The organism is Streptomyces sp. HSS9-12 (assembly GCF_054963655.1).
On sequence record NZ_JBUEGC010000028.1, the window covers coordinates 43,134 to 62,157 of the forward strand.

The 19,024-nt window shown below is 70.9% G+C and carries 13 protein-coding genes; 9 read left to right on the forward strand and 4 right to left on the reverse strand.

Annotation, left to right across the window (positions count from 1 at the left end; genetic code table 11):
• Nucleotides 1–324: 324 nt before the first annotated feature.
• The 6 genes from ACY34J_RS16755 (at nt 325) to ACY34J_RS16780 (ending at nt 7,469) form a co-directional block, all read left to right on the forward strand.
• Complete coding sequence (locus ACY34J_RS16755) at nt 325–1,626, forward strand: extracellular solute-binding protein (RefSeq protein WP_462727299.1); 1,302 nt, start codon at nt 325–327, stop codon at nt 1,624–1,626.
• Nucleotides 1,627–1,773: 147 nt separating this feature from the next.
• The gene (locus tag ACY34J_RS16760; protein WP_462727300.1) at nt 1,774–2,754 is read left to right on the forward strand and encodes a carbohydrate ABC transporter permease; all 981 of its coding nucleotides are present in this window, start codon (nt 1,774–1,776) and stop codon (nt 2,752–2,754) included.
• Nucleotides 2,751–3,662, forward strand: coding sequence for a sugar ABC transporter permease (locus ACY34J_RS16765; RefSeq protein WP_462727301.1), 912 nt, complete (start codon nt 2,751–2,753; stop codon nt 3,660–3,662). The genes ACY34J_RS16760 and ACY34J_RS16765 overlap by 4 nt, the downstream gene beginning before the upstream one ends.
• A gap of 95 nt (nt 3,663–3,757) precedes the next feature.
• Nucleotides 3,758–5,473, forward strand: coding sequence for a glycoside hydrolase family 13 protein (locus tag ACY34J_RS16770; RefSeq protein ID WP_462727302.1), 1,716 nt, complete (start codon nt 3,758–3,760; stop codon nt 5,471–5,473).
• A gap of 25 nt (nt 5,474–5,498) precedes the next feature.
• Nucleotides 5,499–6,569 (forward strand): LacI family DNA-binding transcriptional regulator, encoded by a 1,071-nt coding sequence (locus tag ACY34J_RS16775; RefSeq protein WP_462727303.1) that lies wholly within the window; start codon nt 5,499–5,501, stop codon nt 6,567–6,569.
• A 36-nt stretch (nt 6,570–6,605) separates the two neighbouring features.
• Entirely contained in the window at nt 6,606–7,469 is an 864-nt protein-coding gene (locus tag ACY34J_RS16780; protein ID WP_462727304.1) for a phosphatase PAP2 family protein, read from the forward strand.
• A 693-nt stretch (nt 7,470–8,162) separates the two neighbouring features.
• On the opposite strand, the gene ACY34J_RS16785 is transcribed toward ACY34J_RS16780, so the two are convergent.
• The 3 genes from ACY34J_RS16785 to ACY34J_RS16795 all read right to left on the reverse strand — a co-directional run bounded on the left by ACY34J_RS16785 (nt 8,163) and on the right by ACY34J_RS16795 (nt 12,177).
• Nucleotides 8,163–9,914 (reverse strand): NAD+ synthase, encoded by a 1,752-nt coding sequence (locus ACY34J_RS16785; RefSeq protein ID WP_462727305.1) that lies wholly within the window; start codon nt 9,912–9,914, stop codon nt 8,163–8,165.
• A gap of 172 nt (nt 9,915–10,086) precedes the next feature.
• A complete protein-coding gene (locus ACY34J_RS16790; RefSeq protein ID WP_462727306.1) occupies nt 10,087–11,673 on the reverse strand; it encodes a multicopper oxidase family protein in 1,587 nt (528 codons plus the stop codon).
• A 75-nt stretch (nt 11,674–11,748) separates the two neighbouring features.
• A complete protein-coding gene (locus ACY34J_RS16795) occupies nt 11,749–12,177 on the reverse strand; it encodes a hypothetical protein (RefSeq protein WP_462727307.1) in 429 nt (142 codons plus the stop codon).
• A 158-nt stretch (nt 12,178–12,335) separates the two neighbouring features.
• On the opposite strand from ACY34J_RS16795, the gene ACY34J_RS16800 reads away from it, so the two are divergent.
• The 3 genes from ACY34J_RS16800 (at nt 12,336) to ACY34J_RS16810 (ending at nt 17,954) form a co-directional block, all read left to right on the forward strand.
• The gene (locus ACY34J_RS16800) at nt 12,336–13,262 is read left to right on the forward strand and encodes an alpha/beta fold hydrolase (RefSeq protein ID WP_462727308.1); all 927 of its coding nucleotides are present in this window, start codon (nt 12,336–12,338) and stop codon (nt 13,260–13,262) included.
• Between the two features lie 133 nt (nt 13,263–13,395).
• On the forward strand, nt 13,396–14,757 hold the full coding sequence (glnA, locus tag ACY34J_RS16805; protein ID WP_462727309.1) for a type I glutamate--ammonia ligase: 1,362 nt from the start codon (nt 13,396–13,398) through the stop codon (nt 14,755–14,757).
• A gap of 158 nt (nt 14,758–14,915) precedes the next feature.
• Nucleotides 14,916–17,954: a bifunctional [glutamine synthetase] adenylyltransferase/[glutamine synthetase]-adenylyl-L-tyrosine phosphorylase gene (locus ACY34J_RS16810; RefSeq protein WP_462727310.1), complete on the forward strand. Its 3,039-nt coding sequence runs from the start codon at nt 14,916–14,918 to the stop codon at nt 17,952–17,954.
• Between the two features lie 12 nt (nt 17,955–17,966).
• Here ACY34J_RS16810 and ACY34J_RS16815 read toward each other — a convergent pair whose 3' ends face one another.
• On the reverse strand, nt 17,967–18,995 hold the full coding sequence (locus ACY34J_RS16815; RefSeq protein ID WP_462727311.1) for an endonuclease/exonuclease/phosphatase family protein: 1,029 nt from the start codon (nt 18,993–18,995) through the stop codon (nt 17,967–17,969).
• Between the last annotated feature and the right edge of the window lie 29 nt (nt 18,996–19,024).

Genomic DNA, 19,024 nt, shown 5'->3' on the forward strand with positions numbered 1-19,024 from the left:
GTCAGCCTCGTGAGGCAACGCGCCATGCCCGTAAGGCCATTGAGTGAAGGTTCTTGCAGCAAGACTTCAGCGGTCTGCCGTGAGCGAGACCGTACGAGCCTCAACCACCGGGGTCAACCCTCAGGCCACGAGCAGGTAACGAGCGGGAAATCACGTCGTTTCTTTTGTGCGAGTTCGCTGCAAGGTCTTTCGCAAGAGATTGCAGCCTGTTAGTTTCCTCGTCAGCCCGGGCCGCCTAGGGACAGGCGGCGCCCGAGTTCCTAGGGGACAGCTGGGGGGAGACCGCTCAGGACGACCGGGCCACTTAAATTCGAGGAGATCTCTATGCGTCGAGGCATATCGGTCGCCGCCGTGGCCGGCGTGCTGGCTCTCACGGCGACTGCGTGCGGTGGCAGCAGCGCCGACAGCGGAGGCGACGGGTCCAAGGCCGCGAAGGACCCTGGCAGCGTCTCCGGCTCCGTCACCTGGTGGGACACCTCCAATGAGGCGGAGGGCCCGGCGTACGACAAGCTGGTCAAGGACTTCGAGGCCAAGTACCCCAAGATCAAGGTCAAGAGAGTGCCGGTGTCCTTCGACGCCGCGGAGCAGAAGTTCAAGACCGCCGCGCAGTCCGGCAAGGGTGTGCCCGATGTGATGCGTACGGACGTGGGCTGGACGGCCGGCTTCGCCAATCTCGGCTACCTCCAGCCGCTGGACGGCACCCCGGCCCTGGACAACGCGGGCGACTTCCTCTCCGGCCCGATGTCCACTGCCAAGTACAAGGGGCAGACCGTCGGCGTACCGCAGGTCACCGACACCCTGGGGCTGCTCTACAACAAGGAGATCTTCAAGAAGGCGGGGATCAAGAAGGCCCCGGCCACCTGGGACGAGTTCATCCAGACCGCGAAGACCATCAAGAAGAAGACCGGGATCGCGGGCACCCAGCTCAACCCCGAGGGCTACTTCGCCCTGCCGTTCATCTACGGCGAGGGCGGCGACATGCTCGACGTCCCGGGCAAGGAGATCACGGTGAACTCCCCCGAGGCCGTCAAGGGCATGGAGACCGCGCTGGAGATGGTGAAGTCGGGCGTCTCCCTGAAGCCCGCCACCACCGACGGCTACGTCAACATGCAGACCGCGTTCAAGGACGGCAAGGTCGCCATGGTGATCAACGGCCCGTGGTCGACCGCGGAGGACTACACCGGCAAGGCATTCAAGGACAAGGCGAACCTGGGCATCGCACCGGTTCCCGCGGGCTCCAGCGGCAAGGCTGCGGCCCCGATCGGCGGCCACAACTACACGATCTACCGCGGCTCGAAGAGCCTGGACGCCGCCTATCTGTTCGTGAAGTTCATGTCCTCCGCCAAGAGCCAGGAGTACACCGCCACCAAGCTCGGCACGCTGCCCACCCGGAAGTCGGCCTACACCGCCGAGGTGACCTCTGACCCGGTGAAGAAGGCGTTCCAGGACGCGCTGGCGACCTCAAAGGCGCGCCCGGCCATCCCGGGTGTCGGTGACCTCTTCGTCGCCTTCGACCAGCACTACGTGAAGATCCTGCGCGGCCAGGACACCCCGAAGTCCGGGCTCGACTCCCTCGCGAAGGAGTGGCAGACGAAGCTGATCAAGGACTACAAGATCGTCGGCTAGTACGACTCTCCCCAGCGCGCCCGCTGGGAGAGGCCCCGGCTCGGCCGGCCGGAGGTCCGCCCCACTCGTGTGGGGCGGACTCACGCGCCCAGCCGGCCGAGCCGGTCCTGACACATCCCCCGTCCATCCGAAGAGAGCCGTGGAGTCATGACCACAGCCGTCACCGAGCCCAGCGCAGCGCAGGGGCGCGCGGGCCTGTTCACCAGGGCCAGGCGATCCTTCGACACCCACTGGTACGCCTGGGCGATGGTCCTGCCCGTGGTCGTGGTGCTGGCCGTGCTCGTCGGCTACCCGCTCGGCCGCGGCATCTTCCTGTCGTTCACCGACGCCAACGAGGCCAACATCGGCCGCACCATCGGGGATTTCCACGTCCCGGCGACGTACCGGTTCGTGGGCCTCGACAACTACTGGAACATCCTCTCCGGCAAGGAGGGGTCCTTCTATCCCCGGCTGACGTGGACGGTGATCTGGACCGCGAGCTGCGTGTTCCTGCACTACACGATCGGCCTGGGGCTGGCGATGCTGCTCAACCGCCCGGTCAAGGGGCGCTCCCTGTACCGGGTGCTGCTCATCCTGCCGTGGGCGGTCCCGGCCTTCGTCGCGGCCTTCGCCTGGAAGCTGATGTACAACAGCCAGAACGGCGTCTTCAACACCCTGCTCGGCAAGGTCGGCATCGGCCCGGTCGACTGGCTCGGCGACCCCACCATCCAGAAGCTCTCGGTCATCGCCGTCAACACCTGGCTGGGCGTGCCGTTCATGATGGTGGCGATCCTCGGCGGGCTGCAGGCCATCCCGCGCGAGCTGCACGAGGCCGCCGAGATGGACGGCGCCTCGCCCTGGCAGCGCTTTCGCCATGTCACCCTGCCCGGCCTGCGCCCGGTCAGCAGCACCGTCATCCTGCTGGGCATCATCTGGACCTTCAACATGTTCCCGATCATCTATCTGGTGATCGGTCAGGCCGGCGGCACCGAGAGCGAGATCCTGGTGACGTACGCCTACCGGCTCGCCTTCCAGGGCGTACGGGACTACGCGGGCTCCGCCTCGTACGGCATCGTCATCCTCTCCCTGCTGCTGGTCTTCTCCGTCTTCTACCGCAGGATGCTGAACCGTCAGGAGACCGTGCGATGAGCGCGATCAGCGATTCCCTCGAAACCTCCGCCCCGGCTCGTACGACAGCCGAGGCCGCCGGGCCGCGCGCCAGGGTGCGGCAGCGCGACGAGCGTTCACCGGCCGCCTCGCTCGTGCTGCACGCGCTGCTGGTGCTGGCCGGCGTGATCGCGCTGTTCCCGGTCGTCTTCATCCTGCTGGTGTCGCTGCGCGGCGAGAACGGCTGGACGCACCCGATGGAGATGTCCGGCTTCTCCCTGGCCAACTACGCCCATCTGCTGGGCCGGACGGAGTTCCTGACCTGGATGGGGAACTCGCTGGTGGTCGCGGGCGGCACCACCCTGGTCGGCGTCACCATCGCGGCCAGCGCCGGGTACGCCGTCTCCCGGATGCGCTTCCCCGGCCACGCCCCGCTGATGTGGTCCTTCCTGCTGTTCCAGATGTTCCCGGTGGCCGTGCTGATCGTGCCGCTCTACAACATCCTCGGGCAGCTGGGCCTGCTGGACTCCTACGGCGGTCTCATCCTCACCTACTGCTCGGTGTCCGTACCGTTCTGCGCCTGGATGCTCAAGGGCTACTTCGACACCGTGCCCGCCGAGATCGACGAGGCGGGCCGGGTCGACGGCCTCACCCCGTTCGGCACCTTCTGGCGGCTGATCATCCCGCTGGCCCGGCCGGGGCTGGCGGTCACCGCCTTCTACTCCTTCATCACCGCCTGGAGCGAAGTCGCCTTCGCCACTCAGTTCATGTCGAGCGAGGAGAACTACACCCTGGCCGTCGGTCTGCAGACGTTCATCGGCCCGCACCGCGCCGAGTGGGGACTGATGACGGCCGCCTCCGTGCTGATCACCATCCCCGCCGGGCTGATGTTCTTCCTCGCCCAGAAGCACCTGGTCACCGGACTGACCGCGGGCGGCACCAAGGGTTGACCTCCGACACCGGCCGACGCACGCCGCGTTGACCTCATAACGACGATCTTCGCATCTGACGCCCCATGGCTGGGCCCACCCGATAGGGACGCATCATGACCCAGGAACTCGCGCCTTCCCGCCACGAAACGTCAGCCGCCGAAACCGCTGGCTGGTGGCGCAGTGCCGTCATCTACCAGGTGTACGTGCGCTCGTTCGCGGACAGCGACGGCGACGGCATCGGCGATCTGCGTGGCATCCGTCAGCGGCTGCCGCACCTGGCCGACCTGGGTGTGGACGCCCTGTGGCTGACGCCCTTCTACGCCTCGCCGCAGGCCGACGGCGGGTACGACGTCGCCGACTACCGGGCCGTGGACCCGCTGTTCGGCGATCTGTCGGACGCGGACGACCTGGTGCGCACGGCCCATGAGCTGGGTCTGCGGGTGATCGTGGACATCGTCCCGAACCACACGTCGGACCAGCACGTGTGGTTCCAGGCCGCGCTCGCGGAGGGGGCGGGCGCGGCCTCCCGGGACCGCTACCACTTCCGGCCGGGCCGGGGCAGCGGCGGCGAGCTGCCGCCCAACGACTGGGAGTCGGTCTTCGGCGGGCCGGCCTGGACCCGTACGGCCGAGCCGGACGGCACCCCCGGCGAGTGGTATCTGCACCTCTTCGCGCCCGAGCAGCCCGACCTCAACTGGGACAACGAGGAGGTGCGGGAGGAGTTCGACTCCATCCTGCGGTTCTGGCTGGACCTGGGCGTCGACGGCTTCCGCATCGATGTCGCGCACGGGATGGTCAAGGCGGCGGGCCTGCCGGACATCGGCCGCAAGGAGCAGGCGAAGCTGATCGGCGCGCAGGTGCTGCCGTTCTTCGACCAGGACGGGGTGCACGAGATCCACCGCTCCTGGCGCAAGCTGCTGGACGCCTACGGCAAGGCCCGCGGCAAGGAGGTGATCGGCGTGGCCGAGGCGTGGGCGCCGTCCGCGGAGCGGCTGGCGCTGTACGTACGGCCCGACGAGCTGCACCAGGCCTTCAACTTCCACTTCCTCAACTGCCCGTGGGACGCTACCGCGATGCGCAGCGTGATCGACGAGTCGCTGGCCGCGACCGCCTCCGTGGGCGCGCCCCCCACCTGGGTGCTGTCCAACCACGACGTGGTCCGGCACACCACCCGCTACGGGGACGGGGAGCTGGGCCTGCGCCGGGCCCGGGCCGCGGCGCTGCTGATGCTGGCCCTGCCCGGGTCGACGTACATCTACCAGGGCGAGGAGCTGGGTCTGCCGGAGGTGGTGGACCTGCCGGACGAGGTGCGCCAGGACCCCGCGTTCTTCCGCGGAAACGACGAGGCGGCGCTGGGGGTCCCCCCTGAGGTAGCTGGGGGAGCCTCGGATGAGGGTGGTGGTGGCCGACGGGCGGCAGGCCAGGACGGCACCCGCGACGGCTGCCGGGTGCCGATCCCGTGGTCCGGTGACGAGCCGCCGTACGGCTTCGGTCCCGGCGGCAGTTGGCTGCCGCAGCCGGCGCAGTGGAAGCAGCTGTCGGTCGAGGCGCAGTCGGGGGACCCGCGCTCCACCCTGGAGCTGTACCGCTCGGCGGTGGCGCTGCGCCGGCAGCTGCCGGGGCTGGGCGACGGCCCGATGTCATGGCTGGACGCGCCGGAGGGGGTGCTGGCGATCTCCCGGCCGGGGTTCGTGTGCACGCTCAACACGCTGGGCCGAGAGGTCGAACTGCCGGTTCCTGGGCGGCCGGTGCTCTCCACCGCGGCCCTTGAGTTCAGTGGGGGGACTGTCCGCATTCCGGCCGATTCCTGTGTGTGGTGGGCAGCCTGACATGCGACCGGTACAGTCCAATCCTGTGACCGCACGGCTAGCTGACATCGCAGCTCAGGCGGGGGTCAGCGAAGCGACGGTCAGCCGGGTGCTCAATGGCAAGCCCGGCGTCGCCGCGACCACCCGCCAGTCCGTGCTGGCCGCGCTCGATGTGCTCGGGTACGAGCGGCCGGTGCGGTTGCGGCAGCGCAGCGCCGGCCTGGTCGGGCTGATCACCCCGGAGCTGGAGAACCCGATCTTTCCGGCGTTCGCCCAGGTCATCGGGCAGGCGCTGACCCGTCAGGGGTACACGCCGGTGCTGGCCACCCAGACCCCGGGCGGCTCCACCGAGGATGAGCTGACGGAGATGCTGGTGGACCGCGGGGTCGCCGGGATCATCTTCGTCTCCGGGCTGCACGCCGACACCTCCGCCGATATGCAGCGGTACGAGGTATTGCGCGGCCAGGGCGTGCCGTTCGTGCTCATCAATGGCTTCTCACCGAAGGTGCAGGCGCCGTTCGTGTCACCCGACGACCGGGCGGCGATGCGGCTGGCGGTCACCCATCTCGCGGCGCTGGGCCACGAGCGGATTGGGCTCGCGCTGGGCCCGAAGCGGTTCGTCCCGGTGCAGCGGAAGATAGAAGGCTTCGTGTACAGCATGGGCGAGCTGCTGGGGTTGGCGCCGGAGGAGGCCGAAGAGCTCGTGCAGCACTCGCTGTACACGCTGGAGGGCGGCCAGGCGGCGGCCTCGGCGCTCATCGACCGGGGCTGCACGGCGGTGGTGTGCGCGAGCGACATGATGGCGCTCGGCGCGATCCGGGCCGTACGGCAGCACGGCCTGGAGGTGCCCGGCGATGTGTCGGTGGTCGGCTTCGACGACTCGCCGCTGATCGCGTTCACCGATCCCCCGCTGACGACGATTCGGCAGCCGGTGCATGCGATGGGGCAGGCTGCGGTGGGGGCGCTGCTGGAGGAGATCGGCGGCACCCCCGCCCCGCACAGCGAGTTCGTCTTCCTCCCGGAGTTGGTCGTTCGCGGTTCAACAGCGGCTGGTCCCAAGGGGCAGCAGCCGGCCTCCAGGCGTAGCGTGGCTGGAGAAGACCTGTCCGGCAGGTGATCTGCAGGAGGCCTCCATCTGGCAGACTGTCTCGCTATGGGTGAACAGATTGTGAGGACTCTGGAAGGCCGGACGGCCGCCCCGTCACCCATCGAGGAGCGCGCACCCCGCCCCGCGTCAAGCCGGCCCGTACTGGCGCGGCTGCGGGCCCCTCGCCAGCCACGCGTGTGGTTCGAGATCCTGCTCATCGGCGTGAGTTACTGGACGTACTCCCTGATCCGTAACGCTGTTCCGGAGCAGAAAGCTGACGCCCTGCGCAATGCCGACTGGGTCTGGCGCGCGGAGGCGCTGCTGGGAATCGCCGTGGAGAAAACGGTCAACCACGCTGTGAACTCGGTCAACTGGCTGATCGTCGGCATGAACTACTATTACGCGACACTGCACTTCATCGTGACGATCGGAGTGCTGGTGTGGCTCTACCACTGGCATCCGGGGCGTTACGCGGCGACGCGTCTGGTGCTGTTCTCGACCACGGGGGTCGCGCTGCTCGGCTACTACCTCTATCCGCTCGCGCCGCCCCGGCTGATGGCGGGCGGGCACTTCATCGACACGGTGCTGGTGCATGAGACGTGGGGCTCGATGGCGTCGGGCAACCTCGCCACCGTGTCGAACCAGTACGCGGCGATGCCGTCGATGCACATCGGCTGGTCGGTATGGTGCGGGATCACGATCGTGGTGCTGTCGCGGGCGGTGTGGGTGAAGGTGCTGGGCGTGCTCTACCCGGCCACCACGCTGGTGGTGATCGTCGCGACGGCGAACCATTTCTGGCTGGATGCGGTGGGGGGCGTGCTCTGCCTGTCCGCGGGTTTCGCGCTGTCCTCCGCCTGGTACGGCTCGGTCGCCTACCGGCTCCCGCGCCATGTCGCGGCCCGCCACCCGGCCCTCGACCGAGCGGCGTAACGGTACTGCCTCCGGCACGGTTTCCCCACTGCCGCGCGCCTGCCTGACTGCCTCCGGCACGGTTCCCCACTGCCCCGCGCCTGCCTGACTGCCTCCGGCACGGTTCCCCACTGCCCCGCGCCTGCCTGACTGCCTCCGGCACGGTTCCCCACTGCCCCGCGCCTGCCTGACTGCCTCCGGCACGGTTTCCCCCACTCACCCGCGCGTCTGCGCCGCGGGCGCTTTCCCGCGCTCCGCGCGGGGTCTGCCCGCCCACCCACCCCTTCATCAGGAACCCCAGCCCCAAGGGCGGGTTCACCCGCCCTTGGGGTGGGCGGGCGGGTGGGTGGGAGAGCGCGTGCCGAGGCGCGCAAGCAACAGGGCGCTGGCCCCTCCCGCGGAGGCCCCCGGCCTGATCCAAGGGCGGGGTGATTCGCCCGTTGGCCGGGGATGAGATTCGCCCCTGACAAGGGGCGGGCGGGTGGGAAGAACCGCACGCCGCAGGCGCACCAAGGCGAATACGCGCCACGTGCTGAAGTGGGCCACGGCGCGGGGGCAGGGCCCCCGCTTTGGGGACCGAGGTTCGCCCCTGACAAAGGGGCGAGCCAGTCGGAAAGCAGCACGCCGCAGGCGCACCAAGGCGAACACGCGCCACATGCTGAACGGGACCGCGGCGCGGGGGCAGGGCCCCCGCTTCACGCCTGAGCCGGCGGCTCAGGCGTGCTCGCGCCAGCGGTTGGTGATCGGCAGCCGCCGGTCCTTGCCGAAGATCTTGGCGGAGATCTTCGTCCCCGGCGGGTACTGCCGCCGTTTGTACTCCGCCGTGTCGACCATCCGTATCACCCGCGCCACCAGTTCCGGATCAAAGCCGAGCCCGACGATCGACTCCCGCCCCTGGTCCTGATCGACGTACAGCTCCAGGACCTTGTCCAGCACGTCGTAGTCCGGCAGCGAGTCCGTGTCCTTCTGGCCCGGCCGCAGCTCGGCGCTCGGCGGCTTGATGATCGAGTTCTCCGGGATCGGCGGGACCTGGCCGCGCTCCTCCGCCGCCTTGTTCCGCCACTTCGCGAGGCGGAACACCGACGTCTTGTAGACGTCCTTGATCGGGGCGTACGCGCCGACCGAGTCGCCGTACAGCGTGGAGTAGCCCACCGCCAGCTCCGACTTGTTGCCCGGGGCGAGGACGATGTGGCCCTCCTGGTTGGAGATGGCCATCAGCAGCGTGCCGCGCAGCCGCGACTGGAGGTTCTCCTCGGCGAGGCCCGTCAGGTGCAGCGACTCCATATAGGCGTCGAACATCGGGGCGATCGAGACCGTACGGAAGTTCAGCCCGGTGCGGCGCGCCAGCTCGGCCGCATCCTCCTTGGAGTGCTCGGAGGAGTAGCGCGACGGCATCGAGACGCCGTACACGTTCTGCGCGCCGACCGCGTCGCACGCGATGGCGGCGACCAGCGACGAGTCGATGCCGCCGGACAGCCCGATCAGCACGCTGCGGAAGCCGTTCTTGGCGACGTACGCGCGCAGGCCGACGACCAGCGCGCTGTAGACCTCCTCGTGGTCCTCGAGCCGCTTGGCGTAGCCGCCGGTGAACTCGGGCTCGTACGGCGGGAGCGGGTCGGCGGACAGCGTCACGTGGTCGACGATCAGTCCGTCGTCCACGGTCCCGGACGGCACGGACCCGGCCGCGGGCAGGTCGAGGTCGACCAGTACGCAGCCCTCCTCGAACTGTGGGGCCCGCGCGATCACCTCGCCGTCGCGGTCGACGACGATCGAGTCGCCGTCGAAGACCAGCTCGTCCTGCCCGCCGATCATCGCCAGGTAGGCAGTGGTGCAGCCGGCCTCCTGGGCGCGCTTGCGGACCAGCTCCAGCCGGGTGTCGTCCTTCTCGCGCTCGTAGGGGGACGCGTTGATGGAGAGCAGCAGCCCGGCGCCCACGCTCCGGGCGGCGGGCACCCGGCCGCCGTCCTGCCACAGGTCCTCGCAGATGGCGAGCGCTACATCGACGCCGTGCAGCCGCACCACGGGCATGGTCTCGCCCGGTACGAAGTAGCGGAACTCGTCGAACACGCCGTAGTTGGGCAGGTGGTGCTTGGCGAAGGTCAGCGTGATCTCGCCGTGGTGCAGCACGGCCGCGGCGTTCTGCGGGGCGCCGGCGGGCTGGCCGTAGCGGGGCTGGGCCTTCTCGCAGCGGTCGAGGTAGCCGACGACCACGGGGAGCTCGCCGAAACCTTCCTCCGCCAGCCGCACCGCGAGCGCGCGCAGGGCGGACCGGGACGCCTCGACGAACGAGGTGCGCAGGGCGAGATCCTCGACGGGGTAGCCGGTCAGCGCCATCTCGGGGAACGCCACCAGGTGGGCCCCCTGCTCGGCGGAGTGCCGGGTCCAGTACATGATCGCCTCGGCGTTCCCGGCGAGATCGCCGACGGTCGAGTCGATCTGATTCAAGGCGAGACGAAGTTGAGGCACGCGGTCAGTGTAATCGTCTGTCTGACGCGATGTGATCTGGGAGCCAGTGGCAGGCCCCACACCTGTCCCCGCACACCCCGCGCGGCGCCCAATCGCGCCTGCCCGTCCCGTGCAGGCGCCCGCCCGCCCCGTGCAGGGGGACGAGCGGGCGGTTTCTCCGGAAGCGCCGGCCCTAACGGCTGTAGCCGAGGATGGCCATCATGCCCGCCTCGGAGTGGTAGACGTTGTGGCAGTGGAACATCCACAACCCCGGATTGTCCGCGTCGAAGTCGACCTTCAGCTCCTGTCCCGGCAGCAGGATCGTGGTGTCCTTCCGTGCCCCGCCGTTCGGCAGGGCGAAGGTGTGGCCGTGCAGATGCATGGGATGCCACATGTGTGTGCGGTTGACCAGGGACAGCCGGACCCGTTCGCCCGCGCGGACGGCATAGCGGACCGCCGGGTCGTATTTCTTGCGGTTGATCGCCCAGTCGTAGTCCTCCATCGAGCCGGTGAGCCGGAGCCTGATGGTGCGGTCCGGGGTGCGGGCCCCCAGGCGGCAGACCGGGGCGGCGGTCAGCCGGCCCGCCCAGAGGAGCTTCCCGTCCAGCTCCCCCGGGCGTGCGGAGCCGGGGGGCGCGGCGCCGCCGCCCGTACGCAGGACCGCCATCGCCGCCCGGTTCTTGCCCTCGGCGAGCGCCGTCAGCGGGAAGGTGCCGCTCTTGGCGGTGACCAGGACGTCGTAACGCTCCCCCATGGCCAGCAGCAGGGTGTCCGCCGCCTTGTGCTCGACGGGGTAGCCGTCGGTGTGCGTCACGGTCATCTTGTGGCCGCCGAGGGCGACGCGGAAGGGAGTGTCGCCGCTGGCGTTGATGAAGCGGATACGGATGCGGTCGCCGGGCTGGGCGCGGAAGGTCCGCGGGGCGTCGGCTGTGCGCCCGTTGATCAGGTAGTACGGGTAGGCGACGTCACCCGCCTCGCCCCGGAGCAGCCTGCTGTCCGATCCCTTGAGCACCCGGGACGGCCCGGAAGACCGCCGGACCGGCGAGGTCTGGGGGCTCGCCGACGTGCCGCTCATGTCATGGCCCTTGTGGTCCATGCCGCCCCTGCCCTGGGTGAGCTCGGCCAGCACGTCATCCGGTGTGCTGCCGTCGACCCCGTCGACCCAGTCGTCCAGTACCACCAGCCACTCCTTGTCGTAGGAAAGCGGCTCTTTCGGGTCGTCGATGATCAGCGGTGCGTACAGTCCGCGGTCCAGTTGCACGCTCCCGTGCGGGTGCAGCCAGTACGTTCCGGCGTGCGGGACCGCGAAGCGGTAGTCGAAGGCCGCTCCGGCCTTGATCGACTTCTGGGTCACGCCCGGAACGCCGTCCATGTCGTTGCGCAGCCGCAGTCCGTGCCAGTGGACGGTGGTGGCCTCTGGCAGATGGTTGGCGACGGTGACATCAAGCGTCTCGCCGGCGGTGGCACGGATCGCCTGGCCCGGCAGCTGGTCGCCGTACGCCCAGGACTTGACCGTCACCCCGCCCAGGTCGAGCCGGGTCTCGACGGCCGTGAGCTTCACCTTGCGTACGGGACCGCTCTGCGCCGCTGCACGCTTCGCTTCGGCGGCGGCCACCTCCCTGCCGTCGGGGGTGACGAATCCTTTGGGGGCGGCGGGCGGGCCGCCGTGGCCGGAATGGTCGATGGCGCTGCTGGGGGAGGGGGAACAGGCGGCGAGCAGGGTGCCGCCTGTGGCGGCGATTCCCGCTCCGAGCACAGCACGGCGGGTTGGCCTGGGCATGGCTGAATGCACCTCATATCGGTGTCCTGCGGGGAAGGGGGATGCGGTTGCCGCGCCGGGGCGGCATGGGCCGCCCTATATCCGCAGCACCGAGAACCGCGTGCGCAGGATCCTCAGCTCCCGCGATGCGCCCGGCCGACGGGCGTGGGAGTGCCGCGCGCGGGCGGCGGGGAGGGCGTCGGCGGGCCGGAGCGAAAGGACTCCGCGGGCCAGCAGCGCCACGGCCCAGGCGCCCAGTACGGCGAGGCAGACCGCCAGCGGGTCCGGCCCGCCGTCCAGCACCGGATCGTCGGCGCGGAACCCGCCCGGCACCGCGAGTACGACCGGTGCGGCGGGCGCGCCGTGTCCTGTGGCGCGGGTGGCGAGAAAGGAGCGGACCGGAGGATACGCAGAGCCGTGCTCCGCGGGATGGCCGAGGGCGTGCATCGTGACGACGCCCATGACCAGCGCGGCGCACAGCAGCAGCCGGCCGGCCCAGGCGACCACCCTCCGCGGCCCGTGCATAGCCACCTCCGCACCGCGTCCGCTGGTCAACGACGGTGGCCACATTACCCAGGAGGGGTATAACTACCCGCTCAGCGCCAGGACCTGCGGCGTGTTGACCCTCCGGTCGGCGGACGGCCGGAGCGGCGGGAGCACGCGGTCCGGTGGAAGCTGGAGCCATGACCCGCGTGCCCGTGCCTGTGCCCGGCCGCATCCTCCGTATCGGCGGCGTACCGACGCACGTGCTGCGCGAGGGCGAAGGCCCCGTCTGCGTACTCAGCGGCGGTGCGGGCAGCAGCTGGTTCGACTGGGACGCCGTAGCGCCTCTGCTGACTCCGTACCGTACGGTGGTCCGCTTCGACCGGCCCGGCCTCGGCCTCAGCGCCCCTCCCGTCGCTCTTCCCACGGCGGAAGGAGAGGCCGGACGGATCCTGGGCGTCCTCGACGCGCTCGGGCTGGGCGGCCCGTGCACGCTCGTCGGCCATTCGCTGGCCGGCCTGCACGCCGAGGCGTTCGCCCGGCTGCACCCCGACCGCACCCGGCGGCTGGTCCTCATTGACGGCAGCAGCATCGCCGGGGCCCGAGGAGACGACCCGCGCCGGCCGATCGCGCCGGGGCTGCGGATCGCCGCCGCCCGCCTGCTCGGGGCGGGCCTGGCGGCGGCCGGACTGCCCCGCGCGCTGGGCCGGACGGTACGCCGCCGCACCGTGCGCGCCGGGACCGTACGCCACTGCGACCCGGCCCCGGAGGCATGCGTACGCCACTGCTACCGCACCAGCCGGATGCTGCGCGCCGGGCTGCTGGAGAACGCATCCGCCCCGATCCTGGCCGCGGAGGTGGCCGCCCTGCGCGCCCGGCACCCGCTGCCGCACATCCCGGTCACGGTGCTGGTGGCGTACGGCGCCCGCGACTCGCCGTACGAGCTGCACCGGCTCGACCGGGGGCGCCGGCTCGCCGCCACGCTCGACGGCGCCGACTTCCGTATCTCCGCCCCCGCCGGCCGTCTGCTGATGCTCGACGACCCCGCGGCCATTGCCCGGGCCGTGCTCGCACATGATCGGGACGCCACCCGCCTGGGCTCAAATGGCCCTGAGGACCTAGCCTGAGCATGGGCCCGGAAAGGGCGGGTGGCAGGCGTGAAACGCGCTGGAAACCCCGTCAGGTGATACTCGGTCCCACCAGGTCACCGGCACCCCCCAAGCGGCCGAGCAAGCCGTCCCACCTGCGAGGATAGGAATCATGGATAAGCAGCAGGAGTTCGTGCTCCGGACGCTCGAAGAGCGCGACATCCGCTTCGTGCGCCTGTGGTTCACCGATGTGCTCGGCTTCCTCAAGTCGGTCGCTGTGGCGCCGGCGGAGCTCGAGCAGGCCTTTGACGAAGGCATCGGCTTCGACGGCTCGGCCATCGAGGGCTTCGCCCGGGTATACGAGTCGGACATGATCGCCAAGCCGGACCCGGGCACCTTCCAGATACTGCCCTGGCGCGCCGAATCCCCCGGCACGGCCCGGATGTTCTGCGACATCCTCATGCCCGACGGCTCCCCGTCGTACGCCGACCCGCGGTATGTCCTCAAGCGCATCCTCGCCAAGACCTCGGACCTGGGGTTCACCTTCTACACCCACCCCGAGATCGAGTTCTTCCTGCTCAAGGACAAGCCGGACGACGGCCGCCGGCCGGTGCCCGCCGACTCCTCCGGCTACTTCGACCACACGCCGCAGAACGTCGGCATGGACTTCCGCCGCCAGGCCATCACCATGCTCGAGTCCATGGGCATCTCGGTGGAGTTCTCCCACCACGAGGGAGCGCCGGGCCAGCAGGAGATCGACCTGCGGTACGCGGACGCGCTGTCCACAGCCGACAACATCATGACCTTCCGGCTGATCATGAAGCAGGTGGCGCTCGAGCAGGGCGTCCACGCGACGTTCATGCCGAAACCGTTCTCCGAGCACCCCGGCTCGGGCATGCACACCCACCTGTCCCTCTTCGAGGGCGACCGCAACGCCTTCCACGAGTCCGGCGCCGAGTACCAGCTCTCCAAGGTCGGTCGGTCCTTCATCGCGGGCCTGCTCCGGCACGCGGGTGAGATCTCCGCCGTCACCAACCAGTGGGTGAACTCCTACAAGCGGATCTGGGGCGGCGCGAACCGCCCGGCCGGCGCGGGCGGCGAGGCGCCGTCGTACATCTGCTGGGGCCACAACAACCGCTCGGCCCTGATCCGCGTTCCGATGTACAAGCCGGGCAAGACGGGCTCGACGCGCATCGAGGTCCGGTCCCTGGACTCCGGCGCCAACCCGTACCTCGCCTACGCGGCGCTGCTCGCCGCCGGCCTCAAGGGCATCGAGGAGGGCTACGAGCTGCCGCCCGGTGCCGAGGACGACGTCTGGGCGCTGTCCGACTCCGAGCGCCGCTCGCTGGGCATCGAGCCGCTGCCGCAGAACCTGGGCGAGGCGATCGCGCTCATGGAGCGCAGTGAGCTGGTCGCCGAGACGCTCGGGGAGCACGTCTTCGACTTCTTCCTGCGCAACAAGAAGCAGGAGTGGGAGTCCTACCGCTCCGAGGTCACGGCCTTCGAGCTGAAGACGCTGCTGCCGGTGCTGTAAGGGTCCCGATAGAGGGGCGGGCGGGTGTGGACCGATCCCGGCGCGAAGCGCCGGGAAGGTCCCGCCCGGACAGAGTGGCCCGCTGGGCCGGGCCGCGGGCGGGGCCGCCGGGCGGATAGGCTCGCAGGGCGGATCGTCGCTGCGCGGAGAGGCGGTGCATGGTGCTGCACGGAGGACGACGGGACAGCCGGTTCTCCCGGCTGCTGCGCCACGGATTCACCGATCCCGCGGCGGCCGACCGGCTCCTGGACACGCCGGCCCTGTCGAGCGTCCGCAGCGATCCGATGCTGCTCGACGCCCTCGGCGCCACCGCCGACCCCGACCTCGCCCTGCGCGGTCTCGTACGCCTTGTCGAAGCGCTGTCCGCGCCGGACGGTGAGCACAGCGGCGAGGCGCAGGCCCTGCTCTCCACTCTGATCACCTCCAAGCCGCTGCGCGACCGGCTGCTCGGGGTGCTCGGCGCGTCAGAGGCGCTCGTCGACCACCTCGCACGCCACCCGCTGGACTGGCACGCCCTGGTGACGTACGAGTCCACCGATCTCCACCCGGGCCTCGAGGACTTCGAGCGGGGGCTCGCCGGCGCCCGCGACCCCGACTCGCTGCGGGTCGCCTACCGCCGCTGCCTGCTGACCATCGCCGCCCGCGACGTGTGCGGGACGATAGACCTCGCCGAGACCGCCGCCGAGCTGGCCGACCTGGCCACCGCCACCCTGCGGGCGGCCCTCGCCATCGCCGAGGCGCAGGCGCCGGGGGATGCCGCCGCCTGCCGGCTGGCCGTGATCGCCATGGGCAAGTGCGGCGGCTACGAGCTCAACTACGTCTCGGACGTGGACGTCATCTTCGTCGCGGAGCCCGCCGACGGCACGGACGAGAGCAAGGCCCTGCAGGCCGCCACCCGCCTCGCCTCGCACATGATGCGGATCTGCTCCGACACCACCGTCGAGGGCACCATCTGGCCCGTCGACGCCAACCTCCGCCCCGAGGGCCGCAACGGCCCGCTGGTACGGACCCTCTCCAGCCATCTGGCCTACTACCAGCGGTGGGCCAAGACCTGGGAGTTCCAGGCGCTGCTCAAGGCCCGGCCGGTGGCCGGCGACGCCGACCTGGGCCAGGCGTACGTGGACGCCGTCGCGCCCATGGTCTGGCAGGCCGCCGAGCGCGAGAACTTCGTCACCGACGTGCAGGAGATGCGCCGCCGCGTCGAGGCCAACATTCCCGCCGCGCAGGTCGAACGGGAGCTGAAGCTGGGCCCAGGAGGCCTGCGCGACGTGGAGTTCGCCGTCCAGCTGCTCCAACTGGTCCACGGCCGCCACGACGCGTCCCTGCGCAGCGGTACGACCCTGGACGCGCTGGCCGCGCTGGCCGCCGGGGGCTACGTCGGCCGCGCTGACGCCGCCGCGCTCGACGCCGCCTACCGGTTCCTGCGCTCCATGGAGCACCGCATCCAGCTGTACCGGCTGCGCCGCACCCATCTGGTCCCGGAGGAGGAGGCCGATCTGCGCCGCCTCGGCCGCTCGCTGGGCCGTACATACCAGTGGCCCGCCCACGTGGAGCCGGTGGCCCAGCTGAACCAGGAGTGGCGACGGCACGCGCGCGAGGTGCGGCGGCTGCACGAGAAGCTGTTCTACCGGCCGCTGCTGGACGCCGTGGCACAGCTGGAGCCCGGCGAGGTGCGGCTCAGCACGGAGGCGGCGCGCCAGCGGCTCGAAGCGCTCGGCTACGCGGACCCGGCCGCGGCCCTGCGCCACCTGGAGGCCCTGGCGTCGGGAGTGACCCGCAGGGCCGCCATCCAGCGCACCCTGCTGCCCGTCCTGCTCGGCTGGTTCGCGGACTCGGCCGACCCCGACGCGGGGCTGCTGAACTTCCGCAAGGTCTCCGACGCGCTCGGCAAGACGCCCTGGTATCTGCGGCTGCTGCGGGACGAGGGGGTGGCGGCCGAGAACCTGGCGCGGGTGCTGTCCGCTGGGCGGTTCGCCCCGGACCTGCTGATGCGCGCCCCCGAAGCGGTCGCGCTGCTCGGCGACCCCGAGGGCCTGAAGCCGCGCGACCGGGCGCACCTCGAGCAGGAGGTACTCGCCGCGGTGGGCAGGGCCGACGGGCCCGAGCAGGCGGTCGCGGCAGCCCGTGGAGTGCGGCGCCGGGAGCTGTTCCGGACGGCCGCGGCCGACATCGTGGGGGCATACGGCGCGGAGGGCGCCGCCGAGGAGGGCACGTTCTCCTGCGCCGGCAGCCATGCGGTGGACGTCGTCGGGGCGGCGATCTCCGACCTGAACGCCGCGACGATCGCGGGCGCCCTGCGGGCCGCGGTCCGCGCCCGGTGGGGCGATGAACTGCCCACCCGCTTCGCGGTCATCGGCATGGGCCGCTTCGGCGGCCACGAGCAGAGCTACGGCTCCGACGCCGATGTGCTGTTCGTCCACGAGCCGCGCGAGGGCGTGGACGAACACGAGGCGGCGCGGGCCGCGTTCGCCGTCGCCAACGAGATGCGCCGGCTGCTCCAGCTGCCCACCGCCGACCCGCCGCTGCTCATCGACGCCGACCTGCGGCCCGAGGGCAAGAGCGGCCCGCTGGTGCGCACGCTCGGCTCGTACGCCGCCTACTACCGGCGCTGGTCGCTGGTGTGGGAGAGCCAGGCGCTGCTGCGCGCGGAGCCGGTCGCCGGTGACCCGGAGCTCGGGGCGAAGTTCATCGAGCTCATCGACCCGCTGCGGTACCCGCCGGAGGGGCTGGGCGAGGACGCCGTCCGCGAGATCCGGCGGCTGAAGGCACGGATGGAGTCCGAGCGGCTGCCGCGCGGCGCGGACCGGACCATGCACACCAAGCTGGGCCGCGGCGGTCTGTCGGACGTCGAGTGGACGGTGCAGCTGCTGCAGATGCGGCACGGCTGGGCGGAGCCGGGGCTGCGCACCACCCGTACCCGGGAGGCTCTGGCGGCGGCGCACGCGGCGGAGCTGATCGGTACGGAGGAGGCCCAGATCCTCGACGAGGCGTGGGTGCTGGCGACGCGGGTGCGCAACGCAGTGATGCTGGTGCGCGGGCGGGCGGGCGACACGTTTCCGTCGGACGGCCGGGAGCTGGCCGCGGTCGGGCGCTACCTGGGCTACGAGCCGGGGCACGTCGGCCAGATGCTCGACGACTACCGCCGCGTCACACGCCGGGCGCGTGCGGTGGTGGAAGACCTGTTCTACGGGGCCTAGTGCCGCGGCCCCTCAGAACCTGACCGTCGCCGCGATCGGCAGGTGGTCGCTGCTGGTCCGCGGCAGCGTCCACGACGACACCGGCTCCAACCCCCGCACCATGATCTGGTCGATCCGCGTCATCGGGAACGACGCCGGCCAGCTGAAGCCGAAGCCGTCGCCGGCCGCGCCCTGCGTGGACCGCATCTGCGAGGTGACCGGGGCCAGCGCACGGTCGTTCATCGTGCCGTTGAGATCGCCGAGGAGCACGACCCGGTCCAGCTTCTCGGCGGCGATGGCCTGCCCGAGCGCCTCCGCACTGTCATCCCGCTGCCCGGCGGTGAAGCCCGCCTTGACCTTCACCCGCACCGACGGCAGATGCGCGACGACCACCCCCACCGGACCGTCCGGGGTCCGGACCGTACTGCGCAGCGCCCGCGTCCAGCCCAGCTTGATGTCGACCGGGCGGGTGTCGCTCAGCGGGTACTTGCTCCAGACCCCGACCGTGCCCTGCATCGCGTGGTACGGGTAGCTGCCCCGCATGGCCTTCTCGTACGCCGGGGCGGCGGCGCCCGCCAGCTCCTCCAGCGCGACGACGTCCGCTCCGGAGGCCGCCAGATCGTGCACGGTGCCCGACGGGTCGGAGTTCTCGGCGCTGACGTTGTGGGTGGCCACCGTAAGGCCGGCCGCACCGCTTCCGGACTTGTCGGTGACCAGTCCGCCGAACAGATTGAGCCAGACAGCGGTGGGCAGCAGCAGGGCCACGAGCGCGGTGGCCGAGCGGCGCAGCAGCGCGCACAGCAGCAGCACCGGGATGCCCACCAGGCCCAGCCACGGCAGGAAGGTCTCCAGCAGGCTGCCGAGGTTGCCGACGCTGTTCGGGACCTGGGCATGGAAGATCATCAGCGCGGTGAGCACCAGGGCCCACAGCGCCAGCAGGATCCCGCGCCGCCACACCCCGGTGCCGAGCGGCCCGCCCAGCCGGCGTCGGGGCCCGGATCCGGTTCGCTCGCGGGTTCCCGGCCCGCCTCGCCCCGTCCGCGTCCTGTACGCCTGCGCCATGTGCCGTTCCTCGCTGCTGCCTGCACGCC